Source organism: Clostridium niameyense, assembly GCF_001243045.1.
Lineage (GTDB): Bacteria > Bacillota > Clostridia > Clostridiales > Clostridiaceae > Clostridium_F > Clostridium_F niameyense.
In genome coordinates this window covers 175,097-195,414 of the sequence record NZ_LN849007.1, presented here as the reverse complement: position 1 = coordinate 195,414, position 20,318 = coordinate 175,097, and the positions used below count along the sequence as shown (strand labels likewise).

General features: G+C 27.1%; 8 protein-coding genes and 1 riboswitch. Of the genes, 2 read left to right on the top strand and 6 right to left on the bottom strand.

Translation table 11 applies throughout. The features are described from left to right. Positions 1 to 16: 16 nt before the first annotated feature. From BN1711_RS01930 to BN1711_RS01920, 3 genes are all read right to left on the bottom strand, one after another. Entirely contained in the window at positions 17 to 8,659 is an 8,643-nt protein-coding gene (locus tag BN1711_RS01930) for a GH36-type glycosyl hydrolase domain-containing protein (protein ID WP_050606519.1), read from the bottom strand. Between the two features lie 229 nt (positions 8,660 to 8,888). Beyond that, the gene (lysA, locus tag BN1711_RS01925; RefSeq protein WP_050606518.1) at positions 8,889 to 10,187 is read right to left on the bottom strand and encodes a diaminopimelate decarboxylase; all 1,299 of its coding nucleotides are present in this window, start codon (positions 10,185 to 10,187) and stop codon (positions 8,889 to 8,891) included. Positions 10,188 to 10,491: 304 nt separating this feature from the next. Then, positions 10,492 to 10,662, bottom strand: a riboswitch (Lysine riboswitch). A gap of 75 nt (positions 10,663 to 10,737) precedes the next feature. Then, positions 10,738 to 12,036 (bottom strand): M18 family aminopeptidase, encoded by a 1,299-nt coding sequence (locus BN1711_RS01920; protein ID WP_050606517.1) that lies wholly within the window; start codon positions 12,034 to 12,036, stop codon positions 10,738 to 10,740. A gap of 152 nt (positions 12,037 to 12,188) precedes the next feature. On the opposite strand from BN1711_RS01920, the gene BN1711_RS01915 reads away from it, so the two are divergent. After that, entirely contained in the window at positions 12,189 to 13,370 is a 1,182-nt protein-coding gene (locus tag BN1711_RS01915; RefSeq protein WP_050606516.1) for a cation diffusion facilitator family transporter, read from the top strand. Positions 13,371 to 13,430: 60 nt separating this feature from the next. Continuing rightward, positions 13,431 to 14,516 carry a PRK06851 family protein gene (locus BN1711_RS01910; RefSeq protein WP_050606515.1) on the top strand — a complete coding sequence of 362 codons (1,086 nt, stop codon included), beginning with the start codon at positions 13,431 to 13,433 and terminating at the stop codon, positions 14,514 to 14,516. 88 nt (positions 14,517 to 14,604) lie between these two features. Here the strand turns inward: BN1711_RS01910 and BN1711_RS01905 are convergent, their stop codons facing one another. The 3 genes from BN1711_RS01905 to pepV all read right to left on the bottom strand — a co-directional run bounded on the left by BN1711_RS01905 (position 14,605) and on the right by pepV (position 20,223). Further along, positions 14,605 to 16,725 carry a HelD family protein gene (locus BN1711_RS01905; RefSeq protein WP_050606514.1) on the bottom strand — a complete coding sequence of 707 codons (2,121 nt, stop codon included), beginning with the start codon at positions 16,723 to 16,725 and terminating at the stop codon, positions 14,605 to 14,607. A gap of 12 nt (positions 16,726 to 16,737) precedes the next feature. Further along, positions 16,738 to 18,594 carry an ATP-dependent zinc metalloprotease FtsH gene (ftsH, locus tag BN1711_RS01900; RefSeq protein ID WP_050606513.1) on the bottom strand — a complete coding sequence of 619 codons (1,857 nt, stop codon included), beginning with the start codon at positions 18,592 to 18,594 and terminating at the stop codon, positions 16,738 to 16,740. Positions 18,595 to 18,831: 237 nt separating this feature from the next. Next, entirely contained in the window at positions 18,832 to 20,223 is a 1,392-nt protein-coding gene (pepV, locus tag BN1711_RS01895; RefSeq protein ID WP_050606512.1) for a dipeptidase PepV, read from the bottom strand. Positions 20,224 to 20,318 lie beyond the last annotated feature (95 nt).

Sequence of the window (20,318 nt, the reverse complement as noted above, 5' to 3'; positions counted from 1 at the left end):
GAATGCCTCATTTTATTTATATAGATATCTTCACTTCGTATTTTCCTTTATTATAGAAAGGAACTATACTATCCTTTAATTTTTCTCCATTTAGCCAAGTACCTTTTTCTTCATTTCTTAATACAGTTATATGATATTCAGCTTCATCTTTTTTATAGAACATTTCATAACTTCGCCATTCTTTTGGAATACAAGGATCTATATAAAAACCTTGATTTTCTTTTATTTTTAATCCTAATATTCCCTCAATACCTGTTCTATACATCCAAGAAGCTGCTCCCGTATACCAACTCCATCCACCTCTACCTACATTAGGTTCAACATCGTATATATCTGCACACATAACATAAGGTTCAACCTTATAATTTTCGCAATCTAAAAAGGATCTAGAATGATTTATAGGATTTATCATATTAAACAAATACCATGCCTTATCTTCTTTTTTTAACTTTGAAAATGCTAATGCTACCCATATAGCTGCATGGGTATATTGTCCTCCATTTTCTCTAACGCCTGGTAAGTATCCTTTTATATATCCTGGCTCTAACTTAGATCTATCAAAAGGTGGTGTAAGCAAGGCTATAATTCCTTTTTCTTTTCTTACTAAATTTTTCTCCACAGCTTCCATAGCCTCTTCTGCTCTAGAAATTTTTGAGGCTCCAGATAAAACTGCCCAAGATTGAGATAAAGAATCTATACTACATTCCTCATTTTCTATGCTACCTAAAGCTGTTCCATCGTCGAAATAAGCTCTTCTGTACCAATTACCATCCCAAGCATTTTTTTCGATATTTTCTTTTATATATTCTATATATTTCATATATTTATTTGAGTTTTCTTCATCTTTTTCATAATCACACAAATGTATGAAATTACTTAAAATTTTATATAGAAACCATCCGAGCCATACACTCTCTCCTTCTCCCTTATTACCAACAGTACTCATTCCATCATTCCAATCGCCTGAACCCATTAAAGGTATATTGTGTTTACCAAATTTTAAGCTCCTATTTATAGCTTTAATACAATGTTCATAAATGGTTCCCTTATCATTAGAAACTTTAGATACTGTATATCTCTCGTCTTCTCCCTCTTTTAAAGGCTCATCTTCCAAGTAATTAACTTCTTCCTTCAATATAGAATAATCTCCAGTATTTTTTATATAGTCTAATATTACATAAGGAAGCCATAATAAATCATCAGAGAATCTAGTTCTTATACCACTTTCCACTACAGGATGCCACCAATGTTGTACATCTCCTTCTTTAAATTGTCTTGAAGCACTATATATTATTTGCTTTCTAGTTATTTTAGGGTCTATATAGCTTAAAGCCATAACATCTTGAAGTTGATCCCTAAATCCATAAGCTCCTCCTGATTGATAAAAAGCTGTTCTAGACCATAATCTACAAGATATAACCTGGTACAATAACCAACCATTAAGCATTATATCCATAGTATCATCTGGTGTTTTAACTCTTATAGTTCCTAATAAATCCTTCCAGTAAGCTTTTACCTTATTTAATTCTTCAAAGCAAAGTTCAAACTTATTATATTTATCTATCATCTTATATATATCTTCTAAGCTATCCTCAGCTCCTAATATAGCTACAACTACTTTTTCTTCTTTAGGCTGCATGGAAATTTTAATATTTTCTGCCATACATGGATCCATTCCAGCTCCGGTTCTATCATCTAAAGTAACAAAATCTAAACCTATTGGATTTTCTATAGTACCTCCTATACCTAAAAAAGACTTTCTATCCCCAGTAAAACTTATATTATCTCCTCCAATTAATTTCATATAAGCTTTAGTATCTTTAAAGTTACTGCTATATCCATTGTTAGCGTATATAAACTCTTTCTCTTTATTATGATAGGTAGCTATATATTGTGAAGTTAATTGCTTAGAAACGCCTAACACCAATTCTGCATAATAAGTAATTGAAAGTTTTCTTTCTGTATCACTATAATTTTTTAAATTTATGACACATACTTTACAGTTATCCTGCTTTGGACAAAACATAGTTATACTTCCCATTATACCCTTATGATAATTCTCAAAAATAGAATATCCAAATCCGTGTCGTATTATATATTCTTCATTATGTCTTATAGGCTTAGGTGATATACTCCATATATCTTTAGTTTCTTCATCTCTTATATATATCTGTTCACTTTCTCCATCTATCACTGGATCATTACACCAATTAGTTATCTTATTTTCTCTGCTATTTTTATACCAAGAGTAAGAAGATCCGCTTTCTGATACATGAAATCCAAAATTTTGGTTGCTTATTACATTTATCCATGGCATTGGTGTAGTTTTATCATTATTAATATTAATTATATATTCATTACTACTTCTATCAAATCCACCTATATTATTATAATATTTAAGTTCTGGTACATAAATTTTATGTGATGGAAAACTTAATTTTTTTTCTTTAGGATTTAAAACTTCTAACTGTTTATGAGTTTTAGATCCTATATCTATTTGTTTTAATAATGATCCCTTTTTACTATCTATATATAACCTTGAAATAGATTTTAAAAGTTCTAAATCTTCCTTAGCCATAGTGGCATTATTGTATAAAAATATTCCTGGACTTTTATTATAATTATCTATTAAATTTAATGAATTTATTAAATCTAGTATTGTATTTTCTACTGGCTGGATGTAAGAACTTTCTTTTGTATTTACTATAACTAAATCTATTTTTATATCTCTCATTCTCCAATATCTATAACAAGTAATTAACTGTCTTATTATGTCTATGTCTTTTTCATCATTTATTGTAACTAATATTATTGGATAATCTCCAGAAATACCATATGCCCATAAATTTGATTGACAACCTCTTATATTTTCTATATACTTTTCTCTTTCTTTCATAGTATTATTTATAAATAATACATTGGAAAGAATGTACTGATATATATTAGCCTGAGTAGATTTTATTCCTAGATACTTCATTTCTAATTTATTTTGAGTCCATGATAAATCAAAAGATTTTTTTATATTATAATGGTCTTTATATTTTTTAGCTATATCTATAGCTTCTTTTTTTGTATTTGCAAAAGCTGTAGTATATGCTACTTCACAGGTTTCTCCCTTATTTAACTTTATCCTAACTCTTATACTTATTATAGGATCTAATACAGCACCTACAAAATTTTTAAGAGCATAATCATTATCCATAGCCTTAGGATTATATAAGTTTCTATTTCTACCTATAAAATTCATTCTACTTGTTTCATATTGATAATCACCTACTTGCTCTCCTTTTACTGTCACTGTCTGCATAATCCAGGGAGACTTATCTTTCTTACTTCTTGGTCTTCTGTTTCCTAATATACAAAATGGTTCTTCCTCTACTTGAGTTTTTACAAACAAATTACTAAAGGTAGGATGAACCAAGTCCACATTGTAAGGGGATAAAGTAGTTTCACAATAACTTGTTATCTCTATGAATTTTGAACTTTCACTATTATTTGTTATATATAATTGTCTTATTTCTGCATCATTTTCTTGAGAAACAACGATTTGAGTTTTAGTAATAATATCTCCATCTTTTCTTATAAACCTAGCTTCATTGGGATAAAATATAGCTTTATATTCCTCTCCTTCACATTTACATGGTTCATAAGTTGAACTCCAAAACTCTCCAGAGTTAATATCTTTTATATAGAAAAACATTCCCCTATCATCAGAGGTTACATCTTCTCTCCATCTATATAAAGTTACATCTCCTTTTTTTGAGTAACCCGCTCCTCTATTAGATATCATTAAAGAATAACTTCCATTAGATAATACAGATACTCTAGGTATTTCAGTTTTAGCCGTATCATATATTCTATTGTAAATATCTATTTCTTCTTTTTTTATTTTTGTATTGTATTTATCAATATTTCTAGTAAATATTAATCTATTAGATTTCTTTTCTTGTAACAATAATTCTGTAGCCTTAACTGCAGGAATACTATGAAATCTTTTTTGAAGGATATTATTATTCAAAACATTATCTAACGCCATTAAGCTCATACCTTCATGATGAACCATAAAAGATTTTACTACAGCCTTATCTTGTTCTTTAGATAATCGATTTTTAGTATAATCTATAGCTTCATAAAATCCATATCTTCCCAAAGTTTTAATAGAAATAAGTTTATTTATATTATTCATAGCAGACTTTACATCCCTTTGTAAAGCTAATATAGTAGAGTATGGTGAAATAACTAAATCCCTTGATAACCCTCTTTTTATTCCTATTCCTGGTACACCAAAAGCTTTATATTGATAATTTGAGTCTGCATCAAAATTATAATATCCTGACTCTGATATACCCCAAGGAATATTTTTAGTATAGTTTTTTTGTGCTTTTATTACTGAATTATAAGTTTGATCTAATAATGTATTAGGATAATTTTTCATTATTAGTAATGGCATAAAATATTCAAACATAGTACCGCTCCAAGATGCTAATCCTTTTAAACCATTACCCATATAAGTAAGTCCTCTTCCTAAAACACTCCAATTTTCTTGTGGAATATCTCCTTTTGCTATAGCCACAAAACTTGTTTGCCTTGCTTCTGAGGCCAATAAATCATAATAACTATTATCCATTTTTCCTATTTCAACATTAAACCCAATGGAAAATAAATTTCTTTCCCTATTATATACTAAGTTAAAATCTGTTTTATTTGCTAAATTTTCTAATTGAATAATTAAATCATTAATTTTATCTAATAATGAATTAATATTTTTCTTACTATTATTTAAATTTTCTCTTAATTCATTTATCCATTCCTTCTCATATTTTTCTTTAATATTTATAGAATTTAATTCTTTTAATATTTTATCTAACTCTTTTGGTATATTAATTAATGCTTTTGTAGATGGAATGTTTCTTATATCTTTACTTAACTCTCTACATATTCCTATATTACTTACTATTTGGTCCTTCCAAGGCATAATATATTTTATTTCATCTAAATAAGTATTTACATTATCATATAGCTTTTTGTTCCAATAAAGGTCACTATTATTTAATTCACTATCCTTTAATTCCTCATATTTACTTGATATTTTTAATAATATATTGTTCCAGGAAATCATATCAAATTTAATATCCTGAAGTAGAAAAATTATTTTTGAATAAAAATCATTAACATTTAACTTTTCTTTCAATTCTTTATTAGCTAATTCTAATAAACATACTAAGCCATCTATATATTTTTTATTTATTATAGGATCTTTTAATATGTCCTCCATTCCTTGTTTTGTTACCCATAAATATCCCACTAAGTTTCCACTATCTACTGAAGATATATACTTAGGGCTTAAAGGCTTCTTAGTTTTTATGTCATACCAATTATAAAAATGTCCTTGATATTTATCTAACTCATTCATGCTAGATATTATTTTATCTATTCTATAAACTGTTTCCTTTAATCCTATAAAACCTAAATCACAAGCTGAAATATTAGAAACTAATCCCATTCCCATATTTGTAGGAGAAGTTCTATAAGCTATGCCTTTATAAGGTTCTTCTTGAAAATTATCTGGAGCTAGCCAATTAGTTTCATCACAAATAAGATCTTCAAAGTATGACCAAGTTCTTCTACTTATATTAAATAAAACTTCTTTTTGTTCATCTTTTAGAATAACTTTTTTACTTTTATCTTTACTTACTAAATAACCTATATATGGACTAATAAACCACAATATACAGCTTGGCATTAATAGTAAAAATAAATCTATAGATTTCTTAAAAGCTAAGAAAAATATTATAAATGAGATAAGACTAGCCATCCACATAGCTTTAACATAGCTTATAAAATTCTTACCAGATAGTCTTTCTGCGTCCTCTGCTGTTTGCCATTCTAATAATTTCTTTTTGCTTATACATAGTCTATATAAAGTTCTTATTATGGCATCCATCATTAAATAAGCTTTATGTGGAAGAAAAACAAACAATAAAAATACTTGCTTAAATAAATTTTTAATATTAGTTATTTTTCCTGATAAACTTATACCACTAGTAGAAATTATTACAGTTTCAGACACATTAAATAAAATTGGACACAAAATAGAAATAAAAGCCACTGTGAGCATAGTATTTGTTCCATTGTTAACCAAAAGGGATAAAAATACAAGTAAAATTATAGAAACAGAAACTAAACTACGTCTTAGGTTATCTACCATCTTCCACCTAGATATTTTATTGAGGGAGTTTTTTTTATTTATCCAAGGTAATAGTTGCCAATCTCCTCTAACCCATCTATGAATTCTTTTACAGCTAGAATTATAATAAGCAGGATAACCATCTACTAACTGAACATCTGTAACCAATGCAGCTCTAACATAAGAACCTTCCAATAAATCGTGACTCAACACAGCGTTTTCAGGAACTTCTCCTTCTAACATCATATTGAATACATCCACATCATATATGCCTTTACCAGTAAAAATTCCTTCTCCAAATAAATCTTGATACACATCAGAAACTGCAGTAGTATAATTATCAAATCCTACTTCCCCTGAAAATATGCTAGAAAATAAAGTTTTATCAGCACTTTCTACATCAATATTTATTTTGGGTTGCATAAGTCCATAACCATGTAATACCTTTTTATTTTTATGACTTACTAAAGGTTTGTTTAATACATGCGCCATAGAACCTATCAATTTTTTCGCACTATCTCTAGGTAACTTTGTATCTGCATCTAATGTTATTACATATTTAACCTTTCGTAAGTTTTCTATATTTTTACTTGTAGTATTATAGCTAGTATTTAAATCTCCTCTTATAAATTTATTAAATTCTACTAATTTACCTCTTTTTCTTTCCCATCCCATCCATAAATTTTCTTTTTCATTATATTGTCTATATCTATTTAAAAAATAAAATATTTCTTCTCCATCTTTAGCATACTTATCATTTAGCCTTTTTACTTCTTTTAATGCTGTTTCTAAAATTAACTTATCTTCCCTTTCTATTTCATTGGCGCTATCTTTAAAGTCTCCTAATACAGCAAAATATAAGTTTTTCTCTCTATTAGCTAAATAATAAACTTCTAAATCAGCTATAAGTTCCTTAGCTCTTTTTTTATTATTAATTAAAGTAGGTATTACAACTACTGTAGAATATTCTTCTGGTATACTCTCCCCAAAATGAACTTTAGGAATTAAACTTGGATGTAATAAATTATTTAAACTCCAGTTTATAATTGAAATTACTATATGACTACAAGGAACTAATAATATTAGATATTCTAATATCATTAATAAAATATTATAATTGTTAGTACCATAGTGTATAGATAACAATATACATCCATCAAAAATTAGGCTTAAAAATACTAATGTAGCTATATAATAGCCCTGTTTAAATGTATATAAATTATTTTTTATACTATCTAATATATTAAATCTATAACCTATACTTTTCTTTAAACACTCTATTCCAGTATGTTCTAATATGTAATAACCTACATGTTTTTTATAATCTTCTCTATCTTTGTTTTCCTTTGCACATTGTATAGCTTTTTTGGCAATATAAGTTTCTGATAGTTTAAACTTTCTTGAGAGATTCTCTATAGTGTGTCTATAAAAGTCTTTAGAATTAAAATCCATATTTTTATAAACTTTAGCTGGATCCTCTTTTAAAATGCTCTCAACTAAACTTACATCTTCAAATATTTTTTTCCAATTCATTGCCTCTATTTGTCTTATACCTACTATACAATTTCCTATAACTAATTGCTGTTTCGCTTGCTTTCTGTGAGATAAATTAATCAAACTATCTAAATTTATTTCATTTTTTTCTACATTTTCATTAACCCAGTTATAAACCTTTTCTTCCTCTATAGCATTATCTTTTAATAAACTTGTAATTTTTTCTAAAAAATAAGGTGTAATTTTTATGTCTCTTTTATTTATATCCTTCAGTTTATCTTCAATATTATTTTTATTTACTGCAGATATTATTTCATCAATTATTTTTTCTGCTTTTTGTTTTTCATTTTGTATATATACAATTTCCCCAGTTATCAATGCGATTCTTTGTATTAATGCTATTCTAAGCATTATTGGCAATGCCCATATTTCCCCAGTGGTTAATACACTATTCTTTTCATACGAATTAATAAATCTTATTATTGTATCTTCATCTACTATACCATCAGAATTTAATACCATCTCTAGTGCTATATTATAGATCCTTGGATAGCACTTTTTTATACCATGGCTTATAACAGGTAATTTCATATAATAAGAAGGTGGCATACTTCCTTTTATATTTTTATATTCTTTTTCGATTAAAAATATATTATCTAAAAGCCACTCTCCTGCCGGTACATTCATAGTTACCTCATCACTTAAAGAAGATACATATTTATAATTTTTAATTATATTACTGTAACTTCTTTCTAAACCTTCTAGTATTAATTTTTTACATCTTTTATTTTTAACTACACTGTAACTTTCCGCCATGGTAGATGCATATTCTTCAATTTTTTCTTTTTCTAAATTTATAGTTTTATTATTTATATCCTCCATTAATCCCTCATTACCTTCTTCTTTATTTAAAATTTTATGCATTAAATAAAGCATGACTAATGTAGATATAATATATAATGCTATAAGATATATCATAGTACCATCCTCTCTTTATGAAACACCCTAAACAATATAACTGTCTCAATTTAATCTTTAAAATACTATTTTAAAATTTATAGTTACTTAAGAAATTAATACTTATTTTAAACTAATAATATATTTTTTATTCTTATAAACACTTAATATACCAGTCAACTTTTATAACTTAAATTAAAAAACACTATTAAAATTCATTAAATTAAAATGATTTTAATAGTGTTCTTTACTAAATCATAGTTTCATTAGAAATTAACTCTTCATAAGTTTCTCTTCTACATATTAATTTATAATTATTATTTTGAACTAAAACCACTGCTGGTCTTGGCATTTTATTATAATTACTTGCCATGGAATATCCATATGCCCCAGTATTTAAAACAGCTAATATGTCATCTGTACTTACTTTAGGTATTTCTATATCATCAATGAGTATATCCCCTGATTCGCAACATTTACCTACTATTCTAACTTTCTCTTTTTGGCTATCATTTACTTTATTACATATAATACACTCATATTGAGAATTATATAAAGCTGGTCTTATATTATCTGTCATACCACCATCCACTGCAATATATTTTCTTACCGATGGTATTTCCTTAATCTCCCCTACAGAATATAACGTTATTCCTGCATTACCTACTATAGACCTACCTGGTTCTATTGTTAATATAGGTGTATCTATCTGTAGTTTTTCTGACATCTCTTGTGATTTTTTTAGTATACTTTCACAAAACTCTTTTATTGTTTTAGGATTATCTCCATCCTTATAGTATATTCCAAATCCACCGCCTAGATCTAATTCCTTAACCTTTATATTTAGCTCATCCCTTATTTTTTTTATTATATTAAGCATTATACTAACCTCTTCTTCATAAGGTTGAGTTTGAAATATTTGAGAACCTATGTGGCAGTGAATTCCAACAAATTCAACGTTAGATAATTCTATAGCTTGTTTTATAGCCATCATATAAATATCATTGACTATAGTAAATCCAAATTTAGAATCTATTTGTCCGGTCTTTATATAATCATGAGTATGAGCTTCTATACCTGGGGTTAGCCTTAATAAAATTTTTTGCTTTACATTAAATTTTTTAGCTATTTGGTTTATAGTGTTTAATTCATAAAAATTGTCTACTACAAATCGTCCTACCCCTAACTTTATACCCATCTCTATTTCATTTCTAGTTTTATTATTACCATGAAAATAAATTTGTTTCATTGGAAACTTACTTTTATATGCAGTATATAGTTCTCCCCCTGATACTACATCTAAGTTTAATCCTTCTTCTTGTATTATTTGACACATAGCTTTAGTTAAAAAGGCCTTTCCTGCATAAGTAATTTTATTTTTTAATTCCTTAACTTTAAAATTATTTATATAATCTCTACAATTTTTTCTTATAAGCATTTCATCCATAATATAAAGTGGTGTACCAAATTTTTTTGCTAATTCTATAGTACTCACCTTTCCTATGTGCAATGTATTATCTATAATTTTCATATTACCAAATAGCTGCATAAAAAATCCCCCTATCACAGATCAATCTGATTATTCTTCTATAAGTTAATTTTTTTAGGTACAATATAGTAACTACTAGTATTAAAAAACTGATAGTTCTTTTATTTCATTATTTATTTTATTCATAGAATTTATAATGGTTCCAGCAAGTTACCCTTTATCTAACTATAGCCCCCTTTTTAATTTAAATTAACTACTTTAGAATACATGAGCTAAATTTAACTTTATAAAAATTAAGTGCAGCAAAGGAACACCTTTGCTGCACTTATGTAAAAGAAAAATATATAGTTATGCAACGTTTGTGTACCTATGCAGCGCTCCACTTTTTTTAAAGTGACAGCCTTATATATATTTTATATAAAGCCAGGAAAACTTCTCACCAAAAATTTTCCTTCGGCCGTAATTCCTTTCTTTATTTATCATCATCCGCCGACTACTAATAAATACTCTTAATTACAGCACCTCTCCATAAGTAATAGCTCTAATATTCTTTTATAAATTTTAAATAGTGTACCATATATTTAATTATAAATCAATCTTAATTGAATGATTATATATCAAAAAATTGCTTAAAAGATTTTATGGCATATATTTGGTCATAACTTCCACCAAGCTCTCTTATAGAATGCATAGCAAGTAATGCAGTACCTATGTCTACAGAAGAAATATTTATATGCGTAGAAGATATAGGTCCTATAGTACTTCCACCTCTTTCATCAGATCTATTTACAAATTCCTGTACAGGCACTTTAGCCATATTACATATTTGCTTATAAATAGCTGATGTATATGCATCTGATGTATAACTTTGACTAGCACTTATTTTGATAACAGGACCTTTATTTATATAAGCTTTATTTGTGGGGTCAAATTTTTCTGGTACATTAGGATGTACTGCATGGGCTGAATCACAAGATATTAGAAAAGAATTTGCAAGTGATCTATAATAGTCTTCCCTATTTTTATTTAAAGCTAATGTTATTCTTTCTAATATAGAAGATAATAATGGTGAGTCTGCTCCTTGTTTTGTAGAACTTCCAACTTCTTCATTATCAAAACATACCATAATTTTATTAGTTTCTTCATTGCTAGAATTTATCAATGCTCTTAAAGATGCATAAACCATTGATAAATCATCTAATTTGGGAGAAGATATAAATTCATTATTACATCCCATTATGCATCCCTTTTCAAATTCATATAGGAACAGTTCAAAATCTAATATTTCGTCTATTTCAACATCTAATTCTTTAGCTATAATTTTTAATAAATAATTATCTTTTTCTAATCTATCAGATATCATAGCAATTATTGGTAACATATCTTTTTGCCTATTTAATTCAATTCCTTTATTTATATTTCTATTCATATGAATAGCTAAATTAGGAATAATTAATATAGGCTTTTTCACATTAACTAATCTTATTATGGGTTTCATAGGATTTTGATTTTTTAAAACTACTCTTCCAGCTAAGGATAATGGTCTATCCATCCAAGTATTCAATATAGGACCACCATAAACTTCTGTATTTAATTTTAGATAATTACCCTCTGCAAAAATTTCAGGTGAAGGTTTAATTTTAAAAGTTGGAGAATCTGTATGAGATGCTATAATTCTGAAACCATCCTTTTCTACATCCTTCTTACCAATATAAAAAGCTAATATTGCTGAACCATTTTTACAAGTATAATATTTTCCACCTTTTTTCAAATACCACTTTTCATTTTCTTCTAGTTTAAAATAACCATTTTGTTTTAATATTTCTTCTACATTTCTCACTACGTGAAAAGGTGATGGGCTATTATATATAAAATCTATAAGTTTTTGAGCTTCTATAAGTTTATCCATATAAAACACCTACCTTCATAAATTTTCTACTATAATCAATTATATCAAAATTATTATAAATAATTATTATAATTATTTATCTTAGAAGATAATAGTAATAAATGTGATATAATACAAATTATATTTAAATATTTTAAATGGTAGGTGTTGTCATGTTATCTAAATTTCTAGTAAGAAATTTCATAAAAAATTATAAAAATGTAACTGATAAAGAAGTTAGAGATTCCTACGGTTATCTAGCTAGCATAATAGGTATGTTAACTAATCTATTTTTATTTGCAATAAAGTTTATTGTTGGATTAATTTCTAATAGTATTGCTGTAACTGCAGACGCATTTAATAATTTATCTGATGCAGCTTCTTCTATAATAACTTTTCTTGGTTTTAAATTAGCTTCTAAACCTGCAGATAAAGAACATCCTTTTGGGCATGGTAGAATAGAATATATTTCCGGTCTTTTAGTATCTTTTATGGTGCTTTTAGTAGGTATAGAATTTATTAAATCATCTTTTAATAGAATACTTAATCCATCAAAGATTAATTTTGAAATAATACCATTTATTTTAATAATATTATCTATACTAATAAAAATATGGCTAAGCAAATTTAATAAATTTATAGGAAATACCATAGATTCTGGAGCACTTAAAGCGTCATCTTTAGATGCACTAAGCGATGTAATAACCTCATCTTCTGTAGCTATATCATTATTATTAAGTAAGTGTATTTCATTTCCCCTTGATGGGTATTTCGGTATTTTAGTCTCTATTTTCATTATATATTCAGGTATATCTTTAATAAAAGAAACTTTAGATCCATTACTCGGAGAAGCTCCAGATAAAGAGTTAGTTGACAGTATAATTGATGGTATTATGAAATATGATTTAATATTTGGAGTTCATGATTTAATAGTCCATAATTATGGTCCTGGAAGATGTATGGCATCTATTCATGCTGAAGTTCCATCTAATGAATCTATAATAAAAATTCATGAAATAATAGATAAAGCGGAAAAAGAACTATCTGAAAAATTAAATATAATTTTAGTTATTCATATGGATCCTATAAATGTGGATGATAAAGAGGTAACTTATGTAAAAGAAGAACTTTTAAATGTACTAAAAAACTTTTCAGTTATAAACTCCATGCATGATTTTAGAGTTGTAGGGAAAAATGAACATAAAAATCTAATATTTGATATAGTAATAGATCCATCTTTTAAGTCCGATAAAGAATCACTAGAAGGTTTGAAAAAAGATATCGACAATTCCATAAAAAAATTACATCCTAACTATAATACAGTTATAACTATAGATAGGGATTTCAGTAGTTAGTATCCAAAATATTCTTATTAGCATATTATATATAATGATTTAAGTTAAGGAGATGATTTTTTGATAAATTCGTCTATCCATGCTTTTGCAGGAGCCAATACTTCAGAGGGATTTTACTCTTTTTTTGACTACATTATAGATACCGATAAAGCTAAAAAAATAATTTGTTTAAAGGGTGGACCTGGTACAGGTAAATCCTCTTTGATGAAAAAAATAAGTAAATTTTTTGAAAATGAAGGATTTTTAATAGAATACTTCCATTGTTCTTCAGACACTGATTCCTTAGATTCTATAGTAATAAAAGATATTGGTGTATGTTTAGTAGATGGAACTGCACCTCATATAAGGGATCCTAAAAATCCAGGAATTATAGACGAAATTTTAAATTTAGGTAACTACTGGGATGCGAATAGTATATTACCTTATAAAAATGAAATTCTAAGTGTTAATGATGAAATTAGTGATAGCTTTAAAAAAGCTTATAGGTATCTTAAATCTGCTAAGTATATACATGATAATTGGTCTTATTATAATTCTAAATCCATAAATTCTACTAAATTAAATAAATTAGAACAGGAATTAAAAAACAACATAATTCCTAATAAAAATTATACAAATCCAGGATCCTTAAAACACCGTTTTGCTACAGCTTTTAGTCCTCAAGGTATTGTTACCTATGCAGATTCATTATCTAAACGTTGTAAAAATATATACGTATTAAATGGAGGACCTGGCACATTCAAATCTCATGTATTACAAAATATAGGTACGGAAGCTTATAAACAAGGTTATAATATAGAGTTTTATCATGATACTTTAATTCCATCTAGAATAGAACATTTAATGATTCCGGAGCTTAATTCTGCTATACTTACTTCTAATGAAGTAAATAATAAGACATTTGAAGGACAACAATTCTATATGGATAATATACTTGATTTATCAGTACTTAATAAATATAGAACTGAAATAGATGAAAATAAAAAACTATTTAAAGAAATATTAGAAAAAGCATTAAAATCTATAAAAGAATTCAAGAATCTACATGATAAATTAGAACAGTATTATATAAATAGCATGAATTTTGAATGTATAAATTCTGTAACAAATACTTTAATAGATGAATTTTTAAGTTATAAAAAATAGCTTTTAAAAAAGCTCCTATTTATAAGGAGCTTTTTTAAAATTTACTTTAATTTAAAATATTTACAATAATTATCCACATTGTTTATAATTATACTACTTCATTGTTAATAACTATTAATTCATGTAACGCTCTTGTGGCCATAATATAATTTAAATTGTTACTTTTCACTTCATCCTTTATAAGTAATATGGTAGCATCAAATTCTAATCCCTTTGCTAAATAAGATGGCATTATAACTTCTCCGCCAGAATATATTATGTTTTCTCTATCTATAAGACTTATATATCTGATACTTTTTAAATCATTTCCAATGTTTTTAGCCTCATCTAATGTAGTAGTAATAATAGCTATATTTTCATATCCTTTTTCTTTTAAGTACTCTAAATAATAATTAACTTTACTATAAATACTTTTTCCACTTTCTGTAGAATCTTCTATTACATTGTGTCCATTTCTTACCAAAGGTACTATTTTACTTTCATTTAGATACTTATTAGCATAATCCATAATCTGTTTTGTAGATCTATAACTCTTTTGTAAGTTAAAATATTCTATTTCATCTCTATCTAAGATTTCATCTAAGGAAAGCATAGGTAGTCTACCACTGTATGGAATAATTCTTTGATTTTCATCACCTACGACGGTAAAAGACTTACACCCTGTTAGTTCTTTTAGTATTATGAATTGTAACATAGAATAATCTTGAGCTTCATCTATTACTATATGTTTTATTTCTTTTTTAATCCTTATACCCTCTAATTTTATCTTTAAGTATAAAATAGCAAATAAATCATCCACTATTATATTTTCTTTTATAAAAAATCCTTTTTTATAAATCTCAAAAATACTTTCTCCATCCAAATATTTTAATTGCTTTTTAGTTTCCATAGATTTTTTAATTATTTCTCTTATTGCATTCTTTCTAATAAATTCTAAATTATTTCTCTCTAATCTAATTTCATCTTCTGATAAATTTTTTATCTTATATTCAAATTCTTTTTGAACCTTATATACATTTTTATCTCTTGCATCTTTTAATTTAGAGAATATTATTCTTTTTATCTTTTTACTTCTTTTAAATAAAGGCATATATTTAAAATAATCATAAAACATATCCTCTATTTCCTCTTTTGTTACTACTATTTCTCCCATAAATTCCACATTTTTAACTTTAAAATAGTTATGATCTAAATAATTTATAAATTCATTTAACTTATCCACAAACTCTTGTGATTGTTTATACCTAAGTTCTTTTATAAATTCTTTATCTCCAACTAATATTTTTTCATAGTATTTTTCGTAACTCATCACACTATTGGTATCTACAATTTTAGAAATAAATTCTAAAAAAGTAGTTTGAATTACCCCATTTTCTCCTAAACTAGGTAATATCTCTGATATATAATCTATAAATACACTATTAGGACCTAATACTAATAATTTATCTTGAATTAACTTTCTATAATTATATAGTAAATATGCTACTCTATGAAGAGCTACTGTGGTTTTACCACTACCCGCTACACCATTCACCACTATAACCTTATTTTTAGGCTGTCTTATTATATCATCCTGTTCTTTCTGAATAGTCATTACTATATCTTTTAATTTATTTTCTGAATTCTCACTTAACACTGATTGAAGTATTTCATCTTTTATATCCAACTCAGAATCAAACATACCTTTAAGCTTACCTTTTTTTATTAGATATTGTGTTTTAGATTTTACATCTATATCTATCTCTCCATCTGGCGATGTGTATGTAATATTGCCTAATTTTCCAGCATAGAAAGCTTGACATATTGGAGCTCTCCAATCTATTATAATAGGTTTATAATTTCCTTCTTCTGAAAATCCAAATCGTCCTATATATATTTGATCTTCATCATCTTCATAAGAAAATACCACCTTACCAAAGTAAGGTGTATTCTCTAATATAGTAAATTCTCTTAATTTTTTATCTATAAATTTATATAGTTGTTCCTTTAAATATCTTTCATGATCAAAGTATTCTGCGATTTTATCTTCATCATCTTTACATTCATCTATATTCTCTTTTCTATATTTAACTATATCTTCTACTATGTTTTTTCTTTTTTCTACATAATATCTAGTCTCTTTTTTTATTTTATTTATTACAAATTCTAAATACTCTTTTTCCATAGCAATCTTAATTTGCTTCTCTAAAGAATTTTCATTTTGTTCCATATACTCACACCTTTAGCATTCTTTTTCATATTTCTCTTCCTCATAACCTTCTTTATTTTCACTTTTAACTATTTGCATAAATTCATCTCCCATAAGGGTTTCTTTTTCTATAAGTTTTTCTGTTATTTTATTTAAAAGTTCTTCATTATCTTTTAATATTCCCTTAGCCTTATCATGACATTCCTTTATTATTTTTAGGGTTTCATCATCTATTATAGATGATGTTTCTTCACTACAATTCTGAACTGGTCTTCCATCTAAATATCTATTTTGTACAGATTCTAATGCCATCATATCAAATCGATCAGTCATACCATAAATTGTAACCATATTTCTAGCCGTTTGAGTAGCTCTTTCTATATCATTAGCCGCTCCTGTAGATATAGAATTAAATTTAACCTCTTCTGCAGAACGTCCACCCAACATAACTGTTATTTTATCTAACATTTCTTCTTTATTTACTAAATATTTCTCTTCAGTTGGTAACTGCATTGTATATCCTAAAGCTCCCATAGTTCTAGGTACTATAGTAATTTTATGAACTGGATCTGTATTTTTTAAAAGTGCTGCAACTAATGCGTGACCAACCTCATGAAAAGCTACTTGTCTTTTTTCCTGTGGTGATAAAATTCTATCTTTCTTTTCTTTACCTGCAATAATAACTTCTACAGCATCTTCTAAATCCTCTTGAATAACTTCTTCTCTTCCATTTTTAACAGCTCTTAATGCCGCTTCATTTATTATGTTAGCTAAATCTGATCCTACAGCTCCTGGAGTTCCCTTTGCTATAGAAGAAAAATTTACATCCTCTGATATTTTAACTCCTTTAGAATGAACTTTTAGTATTTCTTCTCTTCCTTTTAAATCAGGTCTATCTACTATTACCCTTCTGTCAAATCTACCTGGTCTTAAAAGAGCCTTATCCAATATTTCTGGTCTATTAGTAGCTGCTAATATAACAACTCCTTTAGAAGAATCAAAGCCATCCATTTCTGCTAATAATTGATTTAATGTTTGTTCCCTTTCATCATTGCTACTTAAATTACCATCTCTGCTCTTTCCTATAGCATCTATTTCATCTATAAAAATTATACAAGGTGCTTTCTCCTGTGCTTGCTCAAATAAATCTCTTACTCTAGCAGCTCCCATACCTACAAACATCTCAACAAAACTTGAACCTGATAAAGAGAAAAATGGTACCTTTGCTTCTCCAGCCACTGCCTTTGCTAAAAGGGTTTTACCTGTTCCTGGAGGGCCTACTAATAATGCACCCTTAGGCAATTTTGCTCCTATTTTCGTATATTTTTCAGGGTTATGTAGAAAATCTACAATTTCTACAAGAGATTCTTTTGCTTCATCTTGCCCTGCTACATCTTCAAAAGTAACACCGGTTTCACTTTCTGCATATATCTTAGCCGTATTTTTACCAAATGACATAACTCCACTGCCCATTTTCTTATCTAGCTTTCCAAATAAAATTCTACCCAAAAACATAAATATTAGTATAGGAATTACCCAGTTTACTATAAAACTTTTAATAACTGAGTTTTCTTGCGGTACTCTACCAAATTTAACATGAGAATCATTTAACTTTTTCACTAAATCTGGATCATATACTGTTTCTGTATACATTAACTTTCTTTTTTGTCCTGGTTCTACTTTTGGATATATAAGTAGTCTATCTCTAGTTATTTCTACTTCTTCTATTTTATTTTGATTTAAGTATTTCATGAAATCACTATATTTTATACGATCTGCTTTCATATTTTTTATATAATCATTCAACATAAAAACTATTATAGCAACAGCTATAGCATAATAAACAAAATATTTTATTTTATTTTTATCGAACTTACTATTTTTCGCCATATTTTTTCCTCCATACTATATTAAATAAATATTTATAAACTCATAGTATATTTTATCATAATTTTTTTAAAATAAGTATGTAAACTTATCTATAAATTAATTAAAACACCCTTATATTTTAATATAAATTTATGTAATTTTTATTAAACTTTTTATTAATATTATTTTAATAAATATATTTAAAAATGCCCCTTCATATAACAACATAAATTATATAAAGAGGCATTTTTAAATATTTTATTTTGCTAATTCATATATAGCATTAGCATAAATTTTTGCATTTAATATTAACTCTTCTATTTCTATATGTTCATTAGCTTGATGAATTAAATCTGGTCCACCAGGAAACATAGGTCCAAATGCTACTATATTAGGCATTTCTTTAGCATAAGTTCCCCCACCTATAGCTAATAATTCTGGCTCTTGACCTGTTTGTTCTTTATAAACCTTTTGTAAGGATTTTATTAATGGGTGATTTTTATCAAAATATAAAGGTTTTTGGTCAACAAAATTCTCTATTCTTATATCTGTACCCTCTAATTTATTATTGAATTTTTCCATAAGTTGTTCACTTGTATAAGTAACAGGATATCTTAAGTTTAATGTCATAGAAATCCTATCTTCATCCATAGAAACTGTTCCTACGTTAAAACTTAATTTACCAGATTGTTGATCTTCTAAATTAACTCCAAAAGATACTCCATCAGTTTCACTGCCTACATTATTATTAAAAAATCTTATAAACTGTAATGCATCACAATAACCTAATGGAAGCTCCGCTAAGAATTTAAACATTTGCATTATTGCATTTTTACCCATATGTGGTACGCTTCCATGAGCTGCTACACCTTCTGATGTAACTACAACTAAACCTTGTTTTTCTTCTGCTTTTAAATTTATTCCTGTTCTATTTGCAAAGAATTCTGCTGATCTTATAATCATATCAGTATCCACACATTCTATGCCAGCTTCACAATGTTCTGGAACCATGTTAGCTCTATGTCCACCCTTTATATACTTTATCTTCATATCCTTTGTACTTTTTGTCTTTAGATCTTTTACTACATTAAATATAGTTATACCTTTTTCAGCATATATTATTGGATATTCACCATCTGGTGTAAATCCTGCTATTGGTGCCTTTTCTCTTTCCATATAGTGTGGTATTTCTGTAGAACCAGTTTCTTCGTTAGTACCAAAAATTATTCTAACTTTTTTAGACAATGGGATTTTTGCTTCCTTTATAGCCTTTAATCCATATAAAGCTGATACTATAGGACCCTTATCATCCATAGTTCCTCTACCATACATTTTATTATCATGTATTTCAGCTTCATAAGGTGGATACTTCCATCCATCTCCTTCTGGAACTACATCTAGATGACCAAGCACTCCTACGTATTCTTCCCCACTTCCGTATTCAGCATATCCTACATAGCCATCCAAATTTACTGTTTTAAATCCTAATTCTTTAGATATCTCTAAAGCCTTATCTAAAGCACTAGCTACTCCTTCGCCAAAAGGTTTTCCTTCCCTAGGCTCATCCTGTACACTTCTTATTTTTACTAAGTCTTGAGTAGATTTAATAATTTCCTCTTTGAATCCATCTACTATACTATTTAATTCCAAAAAAATACCCCCTTAAGAATAATATATTGATTAAAATATCACACTATCACCATTATAATCCTATGGTTAATACTTTTACAACCTTATTAATGTTT